General features: G+C 51.5%; 16 protein-coding genes. 1 reads left to right on the forward strand and 15 read right to left on the reverse strand.

Features of this window, described 5'->3' with window-relative positions; all coding sequences use genetic code 11:
* Positions 1 to 20: 20 nt before the first annotated feature.
* The 15 genes from PATSB16_RS15065 to rfbB form a co-directional block, all read right to left on the reverse strand.
* Positions 21 to 1,943, reverse strand: a complete 1,923-nt coding sequence (locus PATSB16_RS15065) for a polysaccharide biosynthesis protein (RefSeq protein ID WP_047214906.1) — start codon at positions 1,941 to 1,943, stop codon at positions 21 to 23.
* A gap of 7 nt (positions 1,944 to 1,950) precedes the next feature.
* Complete coding sequence (locus PATSB16_RS15070; protein ID WP_047214907.1) at positions 1,951 to 3,126, reverse strand: DegT/DnrJ/EryC1/StrS family aminotransferase; 1,176 nt, start codon at positions 3,124 to 3,126, stop codon at positions 1,951 to 1,953.
* 7 nt (positions 3,127 to 3,133) lie between these two features.
* The gene (locus PATSB16_RS15075; protein ID WP_047214908.1) at positions 3,134 to 3,760 is read right to left on the reverse strand and encodes an acetyltransferase; all 627 of its coding nucleotides are present in this window, start codon (positions 3,758 to 3,760) and stop codon (positions 3,134 to 3,136) included.
* A complete protein-coding gene (locus tag PATSB16_RS15080; protein WP_047214909.1) occupies positions 3,753 to 4,358 on the reverse strand; it encodes a sugar transferase in 606 nt (201 codons plus the stop codon). Before PATSB16_RS15080 ends, PATSB16_RS15075 begins: the two co-directional genes overlap by 8 nt.
* Positions 4,359 to 4,422: 64 nt before the next feature.
* Entirely contained in the window at positions 4,423 to 5,547 is a 1,125-nt protein-coding gene (locus PATSB16_RS15085; protein WP_072628662.1) for a glycosyltransferase family 4 protein, read from the reverse strand.
* A complete protein-coding gene (locus PATSB16_RS15090) occupies positions 5,540 to 6,577 on the reverse strand; it encodes an NAD-dependent epimerase/dehydratase family protein (protein WP_047216634.1) in 1,038 nt (345 codons plus the stop codon). Before PATSB16_RS15090 ends, PATSB16_RS15085 begins: the two co-directional genes overlap by 8 nt.
* Positions 6,578 to 6,589: 12 nt before the next feature.
* A complete protein-coding gene (locus PATSB16_RS15095; protein ID WP_047214910.1) occupies positions 6,590 to 7,873 on the reverse strand; it encodes a nucleotide sugar dehydrogenase in 1,284 nt (427 codons plus the stop codon).
* A gap of 23 nt (positions 7,874 to 7,896) precedes the next feature.
* Positions 7,897 to 9,867, reverse strand: a complete 1,971-nt coding sequence (gene asnB / locus PATSB16_RS15100) for an asparagine synthase (glutamine-hydrolyzing) (RefSeq protein WP_047214911.1) — start codon at positions 9,865 to 9,867, stop codon at positions 7,897 to 7,899.
* Complete coding sequence (locus tag PATSB16_RS15105; RefSeq protein WP_047214912.1) at positions 9,855 to 10,943, reverse strand: glycosyltransferase family 4 protein; 1,089 nt, start codon at positions 10,941 to 10,943, stop codon at positions 9,855 to 9,857. Before PATSB16_RS15105 ends, asnB begins: the two co-directional genes overlap by 13 nt.
* Positions 10,940 to 12,052 (reverse strand): hypothetical protein, encoded by a 1,113-nt coding sequence (locus PATSB16_RS15110; protein ID WP_156884774.1) that lies wholly within the window; start codon positions 12,050 to 12,052, stop codon positions 10,940 to 10,942. Before PATSB16_RS15110 ends, PATSB16_RS15105 begins: the two co-directional genes overlap by 4 nt.
* A 94-nt stretch (positions 12,053 to 12,146) precedes the next feature.
* Positions 12,147 to 13,265, reverse strand: coding sequence for a hypothetical protein (locus PATSB16_RS15115; RefSeq protein WP_047214914.1), 1,119 nt, complete (start codon positions 13,263 to 13,265; stop codon positions 12,147 to 12,149).
* 7 nt (positions 13,266 to 13,272) lie between these two features.
* Positions 13,273 to 13,818, reverse strand: coding sequence for a dTDP-4-dehydrorhamnose 3,5-epimerase (gene rfbC / locus PATSB16_RS15120; RefSeq protein ID WP_047214915.1), 546 nt, complete (start codon positions 13,816 to 13,818; stop codon positions 13,273 to 13,275).
* A gap of 13 nt (positions 13,819 to 13,831) precedes the next feature.
* Positions 13,832 to 14,716, reverse strand: a complete 885-nt coding sequence (gene rfbA / locus PATSB16_RS15125; RefSeq protein ID WP_047214916.1) for a glucose-1-phosphate thymidylyltransferase RfbA — start codon at positions 14,714 to 14,716, stop codon at positions 13,832 to 13,834.
* 36 nt (positions 14,717 to 14,752) lie between these two features.
* Entirely contained in the window at positions 14,753 to 15,694 is a 942-nt protein-coding gene (gene rfbD / locus PATSB16_RS15130; RefSeq protein WP_237170243.1) for a dTDP-4-dehydrorhamnose reductase, read from the reverse strand.
* Positions 15,642 to 16,709, reverse strand: a complete 1,068-nt coding sequence (gene rfbB, locus PATSB16_RS15135; protein WP_047214918.1) for a dTDP-glucose 4,6-dehydratase — start codon at positions 16,707 to 16,709, stop codon at positions 15,642 to 15,644. The genes rfbD and rfbB overlap by 53 nt, the downstream gene beginning before the upstream one ends.
* A 46-nt stretch (positions 16,710 to 16,755) precedes the next feature.
* Here rfbB and PATSB16_RS21020 point away from each other — a divergent pair, with 46 nt between their 5' ends.
* A complete protein-coding gene (locus tag PATSB16_RS21020) occupies positions 16,756 to 16,911 on the forward strand; it encodes a hypothetical protein (RefSeq protein WP_169834622.1) in 156 nt (51 codons plus the stop codon).
* Position 16,912 lies beyond the last annotated feature (1 nt).

Genomic DNA, 16,912 nt, shown 5'->3' on the forward strand with positions numbered 1-16,912 from the left:
TTATTCAACCGACACAGACGTCAGTGAAGCGTCGTGTGGATGACCGTTGCTTGCCCATTATAGAGATGATCGCGGATCTCAGACTCCGGACGGAATCCCGAGACGCAATGACGGAGAATCGATATGATCACATCGTGGTCATTGGCATTGCACGCATCCTCGAGACGCTTGAGCACCCTATTCAGTTCTTCCTGAGATAGAAAATGCTCGTTGGCCATCATGATCTTGGGGTGCATCGTACCTGTGACGTCATCGCCGATCAGTAACTCCTCATAGAGCTTTTCTCCAGGGCGCAAACCAGAAAAACGAATTTCGATATCGCCATCCGGGTTTACTTCATCGCGCACGGAAAAACCGCTCAGGTGGATCATCCGCCGCGCCAAGTCGACGATTTTGACTGGCTCGCCCATGTCCAACACGAAAACCTCGCCGCTCGCGCCCATCGCACCGGCCTGGATTACCAACTGCGCAGCCTCAGGGATCGTCATGAAATAGCGGATGATGTCTGGATGCGTTACGGTGACCGGCCCTCCGTCGATGATTTGCCTGCGAAACAGCGGGACCACGGACCCCGACGAGCCTAGGACATTCCCGAAACGCACCATGCAAAATCGCGTCCTGACCAATGGATCATTGGCGAGCGCTTGCAGCACCAGTTCAGCGAACCGCTTGCTGGCGCCCATGACATTCGTCGGTCGCACGGCCTTATCGGTGGAAATCAACACAAACGTCTCCACCCCGGCGGCGATCGCCGCAAGCGCGGTTGCACGCGTTCCAAATGTGTTGTTCAGCACACCCTCGGTCATATTGAACTCGACCATCGGCACATGCTTGTATGCCGCCGCGTGATAGACGGTCTGCACGGCATAGCGCGTCATGATGTCTTGCAGACGAGACTGGTTCTGCACAGAGCCCAGAACCGGTATCAGCTCGGTACTTCGATGCTTGTTTCGAATCAGCTGATCGAGCTCCTGCTCGATTGAATACAACGCAAATTCGGATAGCTCGTAGAGCACCAGTGATATTGGCTCGCCCTGCACAATCTGACGGCATAATTCCGACCCGATGGAACCGCCAGCGCCGGTAACCATGACTCGCTTGCCTTTAATGTTGGCATCGAGTAACGCTTGATTCGGCGGCACGATGTCGCGCCCCAGCAGTTCATCGATTTCTACTTCTCGAATATCGGCCGCCTGCACGACGCCGCCGACAAGATCAGCCATGCCGGGAATCGCACGGACTTCGACCTTCAATGACTCGAGCTGGTCGATAATCTGGATTCGGCGACTGCGGTTGGCGGAGGGAATCGCCAACAGGACCTGCCGCAGGGAAAATCTCTCCACCAGGCGCGGCAACGCACTGGGAGGATAGATCTTCATCCCCATGATTTCCATACCCTGCAGCCTCTCGTCGTCATCAACAAAAAATACCGGCTGGTACTCCCTCCCCGCGCGCAATGCAACCGCCAATTGGCACCCTGCGCTGCCTGCCCCATAGATAGCGACGGCATGCTTACGGTAACGGTCCCAGGGATTCATCTGCCGCAACAAAGCGCGCGCGAGGAAGCGGCTGCTGCCGATGTAGAGGACGGCGATTAACCAGTAGATCAGCAAAGCACCACGCGGCACCGGCGGCAAGGTGAGAAGCGCCAGTAATCCGGCGAATAGCCAGACCGAAATCGTAACGGCCACTACCACCATCACGAGCGCGCGCGTTTCCATATAGCGCACGACAGCGCGGTAAAGTCCCAGCCGTATGAACACCGGTATGGCAATTGCGGATGGCAGCAAGTAGACCCACCACGCATGCAATTGCGGAAAGTGCCAAAAATCGAGGCGAAGACCGATTGCCGTCCACAAGGAGCATGGCAGCAGAAATGCGTCTGCCACGAGCATCAATAGCGTTTTGGCAGGACGCGGCAGATTGCCAATTTTGCTGAACATTTCGCCCTCACCTGCCCGCGGAGAGAAGAACCTGATCAAGTCCCTCACACACTGTGTCGATTTCCTTATCAGTCAAGGTGGGATGCACCAAAAACATCAGACTGGTTTCCCCCAACTCCCTCGCCACCGGAAGTCGAACTGTTGGTCGCCATCCGGTGTTGTCGAAAGCCTTCTCGAGATACACTTCAGAACACGAACCTTGATAACAAGGGATGCCGCGCACCGTCAGCGCTTCAATAATGGTGTCGCGACTCCATCCATCGCGAAGATTTTCGGGGCGAACAAACAGGTAGTGCTTGTATTTGGCATGATCAATATATTCAGGCGTTTTGGTAACGCGAACCACGGGGTGACGGCTTGCGATCTCGTCAATCTTGCTCGCCAAGTGTTGTCGGCGCTCTTTCCATGCATCAAGTCGCTTCAGTTGAATGCGCCCAATGACGGATTGCATCTCGGTGATACGCCAGTTGGTACCGAATGATTCATGCAACCACCGGAACCCGGGGGGATGCTGCTTGTTGTAAACAGCGTCCCAGGATTTTCCATGATCCTTGTAAGCCCATGCCTTACGCCACCATTGCTCGCTATCAGTGGTCAGCATGCCGCCCTCACCGCCAGTGGTCATGATTTTGTCCTGGCAGAACGACCATGCACCTATATCGCCTATTGTTCCGACGTGGCGCCCCTTATAACGGGCCCCATGAGCTTGCGCGCAGTCCTCAATAACATAGACGCCCCGCTCCCGCGCCAGAGCCATAATCGGATCCATGTCGCACGGCCAGCCATTCAAATGGACGCAAATAATGGCCTTGGTGCGCTCAGTGAGAACGGCCGCAACGGTCTCCGCAGTAATGTTCTGGGAGTCACGATCCACGTCAGCGAATACAGGTATCGCCCCCGCATTGACGATACAACTGGCTGACGCGAGGAACGTGCGGGACGTAACAACCACCTCGTCGCCAGGGCCAATGCCGAGCGCCTGCAATGCCAGATCAATTGCGAGGGTTCCATTTGCAAGGCCGATCGCATATCTGGAATTTACGTATGTCGCAAATTCCTTTTCGAACTCGCGGCTTTCCGTACCTGTCCAGTAATTAACTTTGTTGGACCGCAGCACGTTAGCTACTGCGTCGATTTCTTCTTCCGTATAGCTAGGCCAAGGGCTTAACTTGGTGTTTAACATACTGTTGTTACTCCGATTGATTTTTGGCGGGCACGCCGAACGCTGTTATTCCGCTGGGAATATCATGAACCACTGAAGCTCCAGCGCCGATAATGACGTCGCTTCCGATATGGACACCCGGTCGAACCGCCGATCCCACGCCAATCGTCGCTCGATCGCCGATCGTTACGGAACCCGCCACGCCAACGTTAGGGCAAATATGGACGGCCGCTCCAAGTCGGCAATCATGCTCCACAATCGCGCCGGTATTGATGATGCAGCCCTCACCCAAGACCGCGCCGATGTTAATTACCGCAGCGGGAAAAACGACTGTGCCAGGGCCTATCGTCGAGTAACGACTCACCACGGCGGATGGATGGATGAGTGTTGCCATGTGGCCACTCTCTTCGCGAATTCTGGTTTGCCATTGATGACGTAACGAGTTCGCTCCGATTGCAACCAGAAAATGCGTGCTGCTGTCGATAAATTGCTTGAAGTCTACCAGGGCACCTACTATCGGCCAGTGCCATGACTTTCGTGACTGAGGATAGCGATCATCCAGAAAGAGAATCTCTATATCCGGCACAGCAACTGTAGCGACATCTGCCACCACAGACCCGTGTCCCCCGGCCCCCAGAATGATGAGCCTATCCATGAGAGTTTCCATTGTTGCCGGTGAATTTCTCAGCGGTAGCGTGATCGACCTGACTGATACCCTCCCTGACAAGCACTTTTCTGATGGTCAAAAAGATGATTTTTAAATCAAGAAAAAAGCTTCGATGATCAACGTACCAGACGTCGTATTTGAATTTCTCATCCCAACTGATGGCATTGCGGCCATTGATTTGAGCCCACCCGGTGATTCCGGGACGAACTTCATGACGTCGCGCCTGCTGCGGGGAATAAAGAGGCAGATACTCAATAAGCAACGGACGCGGCCCCACAAGGCTCATGTCACCTTTGAATACGTTCCACAATTCCGGCAGTTCATCCAGGCTAGTTGAGCGCAGAAATCTTCCGAATGCTGTTAGACGTTCCGCATCTGAAAGCAGTTGCCCATTGGGGTCACGGGAATCGGTCATTGTCCGGAATTTGATCATCCGAAACGTTTTTCCATGAAGCCCGGGGCGCTGCTGCACAAAAAAAACCGGTGTGCCAAGCAATACCCGAATCGCTAGCCATAACACCAACAGCACTGGTCCTAGAGTTACCAGTGCAACACCTGCAATTACAATATCGAATGCGCGCTTCATTGTCCTGTCTCGCAGCGATCCCGGCGGATGAGCCGACCAGAAAGCTATCCCAATCCTCTTGCACCTATGACGTCAATTGCATTTTTGCAAGAATTTGCGCGTTCACACTATGAACATCGTAGCGATCAACGGCTATCATACGACTTGCATCACCCATGCGTTGCCGGGTGTCGGCTTGCAAGGCCAGCTCAACCATCGCAGCAGCCAACGCTTGAGTGTCACGCGGTGGAACCAATATGCCATTTTCTCCCGGGACTACCGTTTCCCGACACCCTGGCGCATCAGTCGTAATGATTGGCCTTCCCATGGACATCGCTTCCAATACCGAGCGTGGCGTACCCTCTCGATATGACGGAAGCACATATACACTTGATCTGGCAATCCACTCACGAACATCTTTCGAAGATCCGTGATAGTTGACATCGCCAGCGTCCACCCACCGGCTGACCTCGGTCTGAGTCACCCCTGACGGGTTGTGATCAAAAGGACCAACGAGATGAAAAATTACCCCAGGGATCTCTGCGCGCACGATTTTCGCCGCCTCAGCATATTCACGAACACCTTTGTCTCTCAATAAACGACCAACAAAAAGGAATATAGGTCCATCCGGCAATGGCGCTAAAGCAAAATGACTCGTATCAACACCTGATCCATTAATCACCCAACTTGGTACTTTTTCTCCAATCAGGGACTGCATTTGAAATAATTTCTGATCGTCCGGATTTTGAAAAAAAACTCCGCTTACCCGTGAAAGGCCCAATCGATAAAGCACACATGCGATCCGGTTGACCAATTTTCTTTGGAAATTTTGATCGATATCCAAAAAGGCATATCCGAGTCCTGTTACGAGTGCAAAACGACGTCGAACTCTTGCCAAACGCGCGGCGATCATGCCATAGACCACCGGCTTGATCGTGTAAGCCAAAACCACTTCTGGTTGCAACTTTCTCAATAATCGATAAACCCGATATGCATATGCAATATCGGCGAGAGGATTCAGTCCAGCGCGAGACATCGGAACGATATGGAGCGGCACGCCCATTTCGGAAAGTCGCCTCGCCACTCCTTCATCTCTGTCCGATGCAATCGCGACAACCCTGTGCCCTGCCTCGATCATCGCAACCAAGAGCTGCCCGCGAAAATTAACCAAAGACTCCGCGAGCCCCGCAATCACCACAACATTAGCCATTGCCGCTCTCTAGCGAGAGGTAAAATGATGCGGCTTCCTTCAACCCCTTCTCGATGGAATGCGTGGGCACGTACCCCAATGACGATGATATTTTTGAAATATCCGCGAGGGAATGCCGCACGTCCCCAGCGCGAAAACTTCTGTACTCCGGCTTGACGTTCGCTAATGAAGGGTGAGATAAAGAGACCAGATCCCGAATATGCTCAAATAATTGGTTCAGCGTGGTGCGATGACCGACGGCCACGTTATAAACCTGCGCTTTGCGATCATCCTGCTCTGTGACCGCAGCCAAAATATTGGCTTGAACTGCGTTCGCGACAAAGCAAAAATCGCGGCTCGTTTCCCCATCACCATTGATGTAAACTTTCTCGCCGCGCAGCAAGCTTGCAAACCACCTTGGAATCACGGCTGCATACGCGCCATCAGGATCCTGCCTCGGTCCGAATACATTGAAATACCGAAGCCCGGTAGTCTGAATTCCGTAGCAGCGGGAGAAAACCTCCGCATACAGCTCATTGACGTACTTGGTCACTGCATAAGGCGACAACGGGCGGCCGATCTGCGCCTCCACCTTCGGAAGCCCCGGGTGATCGCCATAGGTTGAACTCGACGCCGCATAGATGAAACGTTTTACTCCAGCATCTCGACTGGCGATTAAAACATTTAGAAAACCATCGATATTGGTACTATTTGTGCCCGCCGGATTTTCCAGGGAGCGAGGAACGCTCCCCAAGGCAGCCTGATGCAGCACAAAATCGACTCCATCGACAACATCACGGCATGCGTTCAAATCCCGGATGTCAGCGTTCACGAAACGGAATCGCGCCCAACGCTCGGACGAAACCCGTTGACTAACCTGATCCAGGTTATGCTGATAGCCGGTTTCAAAATTATCAATGCCAACTACAACCTGGCCTAAGTTCAGCAAGGCTTCCAAAAGATTAGAGCCGATAAAGCCTGCAACACCCGTTACAAGCCAAATTTTTGGATTGCTCTCCAACTCTGCCTGTACTTCTTGATAGCGCGACATGAAAAACTCCAATCAGAGACGCCAAAACCGAATACCAGCGGAGTTCATTGCCGTCCGATCGCAAACCCCTTTTACATCAATAACCACCGGCTTCTCGCCCAGAAGAGCCAGATAATCAGCAACACACCACTTTGCGAAAGACTGATGAGCCACTGCAACGACGATCCCGGCGGATCGAGCAAGGTCAGCAACTGGTGTTAGACGAATGCCATATTCATCTTCCGCCTCCAAAGGATCCGCCTCTGGATCACAGACTTGCACGCTCACGCCGAAATCTTCCAACTCCCGAATGATGTCTATAACCCGAGAATTTCTCAGATCGGGGCAATTTTCCTTGAATGTAAGGCCCAATACGGTGACAGTGCTGCCGGCAATCTGGTGACCGGCGTGAATCATTTCTTTGATGGTTTGCCGGGCAACAAATGCTCCCATACTGTCGTTAATGCGCCTACCGGACAGAATTACCTGAGGAATGTACCCCAGCTTTTCCGCCTTATGCGTCAAATAATATGGATCAACACCAATACAATGACCACCAACCAGGCCCGGTTTGAATTTTAGAAAATTCCACTTCGTTCCGGCCGCCTCGAGTACGTCAAGGGTATCGATGCCCATACGATCAAAGATCAGGGCCAATTCGTTCATTAATGCGATATTGAGGTCGCGCTGAGTATTCTCGATCACCTTCGCCGCCTCCGCTACTTTGATTGACGCGGCCTTGTGTACCCCTGCAGTCACCACCGTCTCATACACGCTAGCGACGATCTCAAGCGTAGACGCATCCTGACCAGAAACCACTTTTTTTATCTTCGAAAAAGTGTGCTCCTTATCTCCTGGGTTGATTCTTTCCGGGCTATAGCCTACTGTAAAATCCGAGCCAGACTTCAGTTTCGATTCTCGTTCAAGAATCGGCACGCAAATTTCCTCTGTGACACCGGGAAAAACCGTTGACTCATAAACGACGATATCTCCCTTTTTCAGAGCCTTTCCCACTGTCTCGGACGCTTTGATAACAGGCGTCAAATCGGGTTGGTGGGCGTCATCAACCGGCGTAGGCACTGCGACGATGTGAAAGTCAGCTTGCCTAAGTATCGCCACGTCATCGGTGAACGTCAAATTGGAGGCGGCAAGAGCGGCATCGTCGACCTCATTGGTTCTATCGTGACCGGCAACCAACTCTGATAATCGCCGCTTGTTTATATCGAAACCAATAGTCGGCGCAATGTTGCCGAATGCAACAGCCACGGGAAGTCCGACATAACCAAGACCAACTACCGAAATTTTACGTTGATGCATGAGAAATACTCTTAATGATTTAATTAAGCGACCTTGAGATTACGCTCCGCGTGCGTATCGAGCCAAGCTTGAAACATAAGTACATTCCATAAGTGATGCTGAGCGTTACGCCGTCCCGATTGATGTTCCAACCAGATTTTCTCTACTAAATCAGCATCGAAATATCCTTCTTTTCGCAGTCGTCCCGGCTCCAGCAGGTCGGCGGCCCATTCTTTCAATGGACCCCGCAACCAACGGTCAATTGGCGCACCGAACCCCATCTTTGGACGTTCAATGAGATTTTTGGGCACATGGCGGTATAACACCTGACGCAGCAGCCACTTCGATACACCGTCCCTGATCTTGTATTGCATCGGCAAATGCCACGCGAATTCAATGACACGATGATCCAAAAACGGAACGCGTGTTTCCAGACTCGCAGACATAGCTGCACGATCCACCTTAGCAAGGATGTCGTCCGGCAAGTACGTAACGCTATCCTGCGCCATCATCCACTGAGTAAAATCCCCAATGGAGTTATGTGGCGGCCAAGCCCTGTCGGAGCTCTTCCGGTAATGTTTCACTAACGCCTCCGGAGCCCAAAATGAAACGACCTGGTCATACAGCTCGTGGTCGCTGCGAGCAGCCATTCCGGCGGCAAATTTATGCGCTTTGTCACCCAGCGCGGTAAAGCGCATATTTCTCGGTAATAACGAATTAAGGCGAGTTGAAAGCGTCGTTAGAAAATCTGGCGGAACCGATTTCACCAAACTGCTTCCGAAAGACCGGATTGAACGAGGCCATTTATCCAACGTCTGCCATAAGCGTTCGGCCGTAAGATATCGATTGTAACCAGCAAATAACTCGTCTCCTCCGTCACCGGAGAGGCTAACCGTCACGTGCTGGCGGGCCAATCTACTCACTAAAACAGTGGGTAATTGCGACGAATCTGCAAATGGCTCCGTATAGATTTGCGGAAGACTCGGGATTAGATCTAACGCATCTTTATCAGTCACATATAAATCTATATGCTCCGTTCCGAGGTGTTTCGCGACAGCCCTCGCATGCTCGGCTTCATTGTATTCCGCTTCATTGAAACCAATCGTAAAGGTTTTTACCGGACGATCGCTTTGAGTCTGCATCAACGCGACAATAACGCTTGAATCTACTCCTCCGGACAAAAATGCACCCAGCGGAACGTCAGCCAGCATTTGCCTGTTAATAACATCCTTGAGCAAACGCTCAAGCGCGTCGACCATTTGCTCCGGGTCGCCGCGAGTGGGGTTCGAGATGCCCTGGTGCGCGATATCCATCCACGACCAGTACGGCTTGGGATTGGACGTCACGTGGCCGGATAAATCCTTTGCCGATAGACATAGGTATGTCCCTGGCGGCAATTTCGCAATCCCCTTATAAATCGAATAAGGCGCGGGTACGTAGGCGAATCGAGTTAGAAGACCAAGCGCTTCAATATCAATCTCAGCTGGGCAGGCGGGGTGTTGGCGCAACGCACCGATCTCGGATCCAAATAAAAATTGACCATGCTGCCATCCGTAATACAGAGGCTTCTCGCCCGCGCGATCTCGTCCAAGAGTAAGGCTGCGATCAACTCGATCCCAAAGGGCAAATGCAAACATTCCTACAAGTTTGCTCAGGGTCTCCGCCACCCCCCATGTCTCGATCGCCGCCAGCAGCACCTCGGTATCCGAATGGCCACGCCATGTTAAGTATCCACGCTGCTCCAATTCAGTTCGGATACTGCGAAAATTATAAATTTCGCCATTGAACGCGATTACAAAACGCCCTGACGCGGATAGCATCGGCTGATGCCCATGAGGACTCAGATCGATAATCGACAACCTTCGATGCGCCAGGCAAATGCCTGCTTCGTCGGACCACACGCCAAAGTCATCAGGACCGCGATGCTCAAGGGCCTTGGCCATCGACAGGCCGATGTGCCTCGTCGTCGCTTCGCTTTGTGGCTTTGCCTGCCAAAAACCCGCTATCCCGCACATTGCGTCGCTCCTCCATTTTCAACCACAGCTCGAAAGAGCATATCCAGGCGAGGAGCAAGTTTCTGTTGCGAGTAGCAAGACTCAACCAACTCCCGGCCAGATTTACCCAGCCGCTCCCGCAACGCAGCGTCGCCGCACAAAGCGGAAAAAGCATCGAGCCACTCGCTCTCCGTCGTTGCGAGGTACCCATTTTCGCTTGATCGAACGATGTTGCAGTTCACTCCAACAGGCGAAGCGACTACCGGCTTGGAACAAGCCATATACTGAATCAACTTATAACCACACTTGCCTCGCTCCCACGGCAGGTCCGGTAACGGCATAATTCCAATGTCGAATTGCTCAATCTCGGAGACTTCGGTAGTTTCGCGCCACTCGACACAGCGTATATAGTCCCTACCGTGATTCTCCATGCGGGCACCAACAACCACCAATTCAAACGCATACCTCGTCCGCAGAGCATCCAGCGCAGGCAGTACAGGCTGCAGAAATTTGACTGTGGCAGGCGAGCCAATCCAGCCGATAGTTATCAGTTGTCCCGAACGCACAACTGAACGTAGAGGATATCGCTTTATGTCAATAACAGTCGGTATGATTTCCACCTTGCGGCTACCGGCGTTCAGCGCACGATTCGCAAGATACTCGTTACCCGCAAACACCAGAGCCGCTCGATTCATCACGACGTCAATTTTGTGGCGCAACAGACGTTTAAACGGACTGGTCGCCTGGTCATAGCTATGAAACACGGCATCATCAATGTCTAGCACATAAGGAATTTTGAAGCGAGCCAAAATACGTTCAGCCAGGGCAGGCAGCCCGGGAAACAATTCCTTTTCAATCCATAATAAATCGTATTTTCTTACTAGCAGCAGCGCGTAAACCCGGCGCAGATAACGAAAAATTAAATACCTTCTTGATACACTCCTCTTCTCGTAAACGGCCCGCAAATAATCATCATCCAGCAAAGGCTGCACGGACCATTCAATTCCCTCCAATCCAGGCGCGTCAAAATATTGAAACATTCGAACCCTGCTGCTCGCGCCGAGCCGGTCATAGCGACTCAAAACCAATATTTTCATACAGACTGCCTGGAAGGGAAAATCCTTATTCTTCCGCGCAATAAAGATTCCATAATGAAAAGAAAAACAAACAACCAGAATGGGAACGTCACGTATTTGGGGACAAAAAAGCTTATGGCCCACGAAAAGCAAATATTGCACCAAAGAAAAACGCCGAAAATGCACCTTGTTTGCAAAGCGAACAAAGCCAGGGAATCAAACCAAAACACAAAAAATACGGTTCCACATACAACGTAAAACCATCCGCCATCCGAATACAATGGCTCCAAAAAAGTCCCCACATTCGTTTCAAATGGAACTTTTAAAAATGGCAATATCTGATTCGGCACGTCCACCTTGTAAATGCCTAGATCATGCAATACTTTAAAAATTGGATATAAATTTCTGACCGGCAAATAATCGTGAATCTGCCCGCTCTTCGTCAAGGCATCGAAATATGGCAAACCGGCGGCGACATAAATATATATCTCGTTAATTCCCCCTCCAGAAAACATCTTTCCAGTCCACAATGCCACCACCATAAAAACAGCAAGAAATAAAACCAGCAAAACAAACAAACGAATTAGAATTTTCGACAAAAACGGTTTCTTAATTGAATAAAGCCAAGCCATGGCCAACAAGAAAATTATCCAGATTGGTCGAGTTCTATCGATGAATAAAAAATTCCCAATGAATTGAATCAGAGAAGCCAACCAAAGGAGAACCGGCACCCCCCCGTTCTCTCCCTCCACACGATCTGCCAAAACTGTCAGAACAATAGCTATCCAGCCAAAATAGGAAAGCTGAAATCCTATACTAGTATGATCAACCGCCAAAGCTCGAATTGCGCTACTGTTATATAAAAAGGCATTGAAAAAATTACCAATCCCTCCGATGTCAGCCGAAAAATCCGAGACATAGCGATACAACCCGAGAAATCCAATAAAATGCAACATCCACAAAGTTCTGATCTTTATGGAAACCGGTTTTCTCCGGGCCCAGACAACCCGGCTGTACGACCGATGATGCGCCAGAGCAGATAGAAAAAAAACCAGCAATACAAATATATAAAGAATCAAAAAATTAGCCGACAACTCGTCAATTGGGACCAGATGAAGCGAATAAACCATGAGCGCAAATATCCACGCCAAAAGTCCGTAGACGCTTGGTATGTATAGCCAAGAGGCTCTGGAAACTCGCTTTGGCGGCGGCGTCCGTTTCCGATCACAATTTTCCGAAGTCAACATGCCTCCAACTCACCAACACAAAGGTGGCAAAACCCAAGGGCAACATGAATATCCAGCCACCCAATATCGCGCAGCACAGACTTGTTAATATTCCACACAGATATGCGAAATTCATGGGCCACCATCTTCCTTGACTCACCAGTAGGTACGATAGGTAATTAACGATTACCACTTGCCCGGCGGCGACAGCAAAGGGGATCGGATAAAGATAAATATTACGAAAATGCCCAAGCCAGGCGTAGGCAAGAATACCGACGTAGATCGACAAGAAGAATGGAAAGACACAGAGCAATATGGTTTTTTTGTAAATTCTTATAAATCTCGCAACATCTTTAAAATAAATCGCGCCGAATACAACAAAAAGCGAGGCGGTCATCTCCACAAATTTTGTGAAAAATAAATATTTCCGCAACGCCACTTCATCACTCATAAAGCGAGTCGAAATCAATTGATCGATTCGAAACAATAAGAAATTCAATATCTGAAAAATCAAACCAACCATTAATAAATGGTGTGGCACAGCGATTGACTCTGTCGAATTGGCCGATAGGACGCGAGAAAAATTAAATACCACCAAGGCTCGAATCAACCCACAAAACGTGAACAACATTACAACGCCAGTTAAAGACCAATCATAGCCACGAAGCAAGTAGAATCCAAGGAAAAACAAGGGAATATTAAGCGTCGTAGCAATCAAGCCAACAAAATACTGTTTTTTTGCATTAGATTCCGCAATTTTGACCACTGAATATACATCCAGCGATATGGATATAAATAACAATGCGGAGATTTCAATCGGCAACAATGCCAGGGCACTTATTGCAGCCAAGAGCGCTGCAAGCGGCGTAACGCGGGTAAGATAGAATTTTCGCCAACGAAAGACCTGCTCTGGTTGATGAACGGTCGCGAACACATAATTATCCACGCCCAGTTTCGCCGCAGTGACGAATAACGGTTGCAGCTGAAAAAAAGAAATCAATCCCTTTAACATCGGCAAAGGAATATTCACGTAACCTTTTGCGGTAAGAAAGAAAAAGCCCGCAGCACCCGCCAGATTACTCAGTAGCACAGCAAAAAAATAATAAATTCTGCGCATTATTGATTCAATCAAATATCTCCGCAGAATCGAAGGACTCCGCAGCAAGATCTTTTTCCGATAATCGAAGCCCTTTTTTCATTGGCCAACTTATTCCTAGCGCTGGATCATTCCATGCTATCGCTCTCTCATACTTGGAATTCCAATATTCTGACGTTTTGTACAGGAATTCCGCATACTCCGATGTGACTACGAATCCATGCGCGAATCCTTCCGGAATCCATAATTGTTTTTTATTTTCGGCAGAGATATATTCGCCAACCCATTGTCCGAAGGTCGGTGATTTTTTCCGGAGATCGACCGCGACGTCAAACACCTCTCCCACAATTACTCGTACCAATTTTCCCTGCGGTTGCTTGATTTGATAGTGCAGCCCTCGAAGCACCCCGCGGCTCGACTTTGAATGATTGTCTTGCACAAATTGCACGGAGCGGCCAACCGCTTCTTCGAATTTTTTCTGGTTGAAGCTTTCAAAAAAGAAACCGCGATCATCGCCAAAAATCTGCGGCTCGATGACAAGTACCTCGGGAATTTTGGTGGGCGTCACCTTCATCGCTTCATTCCTTTTAAAACACACGATCCTCAAGCAAGCGGAGCAAGTATTTGCCATAGCTTGTTTTGATTAGCGGAGCAGCCAAACACTCTATTTTTTTTGCATCGATATACCCGCGTCGATAGGCGATTTCTTCGGGGCAGGCCACTTTCAGTCCTTGCCGCTGCTCGATCGTATGAATGAATTGCCCGGCCTCCAGCATCGATTCATGCGTGCCGGTATCCAGCCACGCATAACCGCGGCCCATCATCTGCACGTCCAGTTGTTGCTGCTCGAGATACACGCGATTGACGTCGGTGATCTCGAGTTCGCCGCGGGCCGAGGGCTTGATGGATTTGGCGATGTCGATCACGCCGTTGTCATAGAAATACAGCCCGGTTACGGCGTAGCGCGATTTTGGCTGCAGCGGCTTTTCTTCGAGACTGGTTGCGCGCCCGGCGGCATCGAACGCCACCACGCCGTAGCGCTCCGGGTCTTGCACCGCATAGGCAAAAACGGTGGCACCGGCCTCTTTTGCATTGGCACGGGCAAGCAGTGAAACGAAATCGTGCCCATAAAATATGTTGTCGCCCAACACCAGGGCGCATGGGTCCTGGCCGATAAAGTCGGCGCCAATAATGAACGCCTGCGCCAAGCCGTCAGGCGAAGGCTGTACCGCATACTGAAGATTGATGCCCCATTGACTGCCATCACCCAGCAGTTGTTCGAAGCGCGGCGTATCCTGCGGTGTCGAGATCACCATAATGTCGCGAATACCCGCCAGCATCAGCGTGGTGAGCGGGTAATAGATCATTGGCTTGTCGTACACCGGCAGCAGTTGCTTGGAAACTGCCAGCGTTGCCGGGTACAGGCGCGTGCCCGACCCGCCTGCAAGAATGATGCCCTTGCGATTACTCATAAACAATATTCTCTTGTATCGTTGGGTGATTGATCGTTAATGGGATAAAAGCGTCATCACTCGCTCGACCCCTTGGCGCCATGAAGGCAACTGCAGGCCGAACGATTCTCGTAACTTGTCGGTATTCAAACGAGAGTTCTCCGGGCGTGGCGCGGGCAGCGGATACGCGCTGGTGGGGATCGGCTCGACGGCTTCCGACTCTACCTTCAACGCCATATTTCTGGACATTGCTTGCTGCAAGACGGCTTGTGCATAGCCATGCCAGGTTGTGTCACCCGATGCGCTCAAGTGATACGTGCCATAGGCGAACTCCGCCGGCGGTTGCCTCCGCAAATATTGGCTGATGATTTGCGCAGTTACATCGGCAATCAAACTCGCCGGGGTTGGTGCGCCATGCTGGTCCGCGACGATCTTGAGTTGATCGCGCTCCCTGGCGAGCCGCAATATGGTTTTCAGAAAGTTATTGCCGTGTGCGCCGAATACCCAGCTCGTGCGGAATATCAAATGGCGTTTGTGATGACGTCGAATGGCTTCCTCGCCCGCCCATTTTGTTTGGCCGTAAACCGATTGCGGGTTGGCGGCATCGTCCTCGACGTAGGGTGTACTTTTACGGCCGTCGAAAACGTAGTCGGTGGAGTAATGAACCAGCAACGCGTTGAGCTCGGCCGCCTCCTGAGCCAGAACTTCAGGCGCCACCGCATTGACCGCATGCGCCAGCTCGCGCTCCGACTCGGCCTTGTCGACGGCGGTATATGCAGCGGGGTTGACGATAATGTCTGGCCGCACCTGCCGCACCAAAGCGCGGATCATTTCCGGCTTTGATAGATCGCATTGCGTGCGGTCTACCGCCACGACGTCGCCCGGCACCGCAAGGCTTCGCTGCAACTCGAAACCAACCTGGCCCTGCTTGCCGGTGATGAGGATCTTAGGCATGTTGAAGCGGGTATTGTTTGTCCGTCCATTCGCGATACGCGCCATTGACGACATTCTGTACCCAAGGTTGGTTATCGAGGTACCACTGCACGGTCTTGCGAATACCGCTTTCGAACGTTTCGGCCGGCTTCCAGCCGAGTTCTTGCTCGAGCTTGCGGGCATCGATGGCATAGCGGCGGTCATGCCCTGGACGGTCTGTCACGAACGTGATTTGCGTCCGGTAGAGTTGGCCGTCGTCGCGCGGCTTGAGTTCATCGAGCAGGCCGCAAATGGTCTGCACCACATCGAGATTGGCTTTTTCATTCCAGCCGCCCACATTGTAGGTTTGCCCGACCCGGCCCGCCTCGAGCACGCGGCGAATGGCGCTGCAGTGATCTTTCACGTAGAGCCAGTCGCGAATCTGCTGCCCGTCGCCGTATACCGGCAGCGGTTTGCCGGTCAGCGCATTCAGGATGACCAGTGGAATAAGCTTTTCCGGAAAATGGTACGGCCCGTAGTTGTTGCTGCAGTTGGTGGTCAGCACCGGCAGACCGTAGGTATGATGCCAAGCGCGCACCAAATGGTCGGATGCCGCCTTGCTGGCCGAATAGGGGCTATTGGGCTCGTAACGATTCGTTTCGGCAAACGGGGGATCCCCTGCGGAGAGCGTGCCATAAACCTCATCGGTCGACACGTGCAGAAAGCGAAACGCAGCTTTGCGACCGGCCGGCAACTCATGCCAATAGCCGCGCACTGCCTCCAGCAGATTGAACGTACCGACCACATTGGTCTGGATGAACTCGCCCGGCCCGTGAATGGAGCGGTCGACATGCGACTCGGCCGCGAAGTTCAGCACCGCCCGCGGCTGATATTCCGCCAGCAACTGCGCCACCAAAGCAGGGTCACCGATATCGCCGCGCACGAAATGGTGCCGCGTATCGCTTTGAACGGCAGCCAGCGTGTTAAGATTTCCCGCGTAGGTCAATTTGTCCAAATTGACCACCGGTTCGCCGTGTTCGGCAAGCCAGTCGAGCACAAAATTGCCGCCAATGAAACCGGCGCCACCCGTCACTAAAATCATGTTGCACCCAACCCTGAGAGGCCATGCGATCGGCGGATTTTAGCAGATGGCCGTGACGCTTCCGGCTCTCAGCGGTGGTTTCGGCACCGAAATTTATAAACAAAAAGCAAACTACGTAACCAGAATTAACCAAAGTCCGGCAAAGTCAGTTTTTGGCGCACAATGGCGAACATTTGCCGGTGCCGTTGCGTCAAAAGCATGAT

Origin of the sequence: Pandoraea thiooxydans, from assembly GCF_001931675.1 — a bacterium.
Taxonomy (GTDB): Bacteria; Pseudomonadota; Gammaproteobacteria; order Burkholderiales; family Burkholderiaceae; genus Pandoraea; species Pandoraea thiooxydans.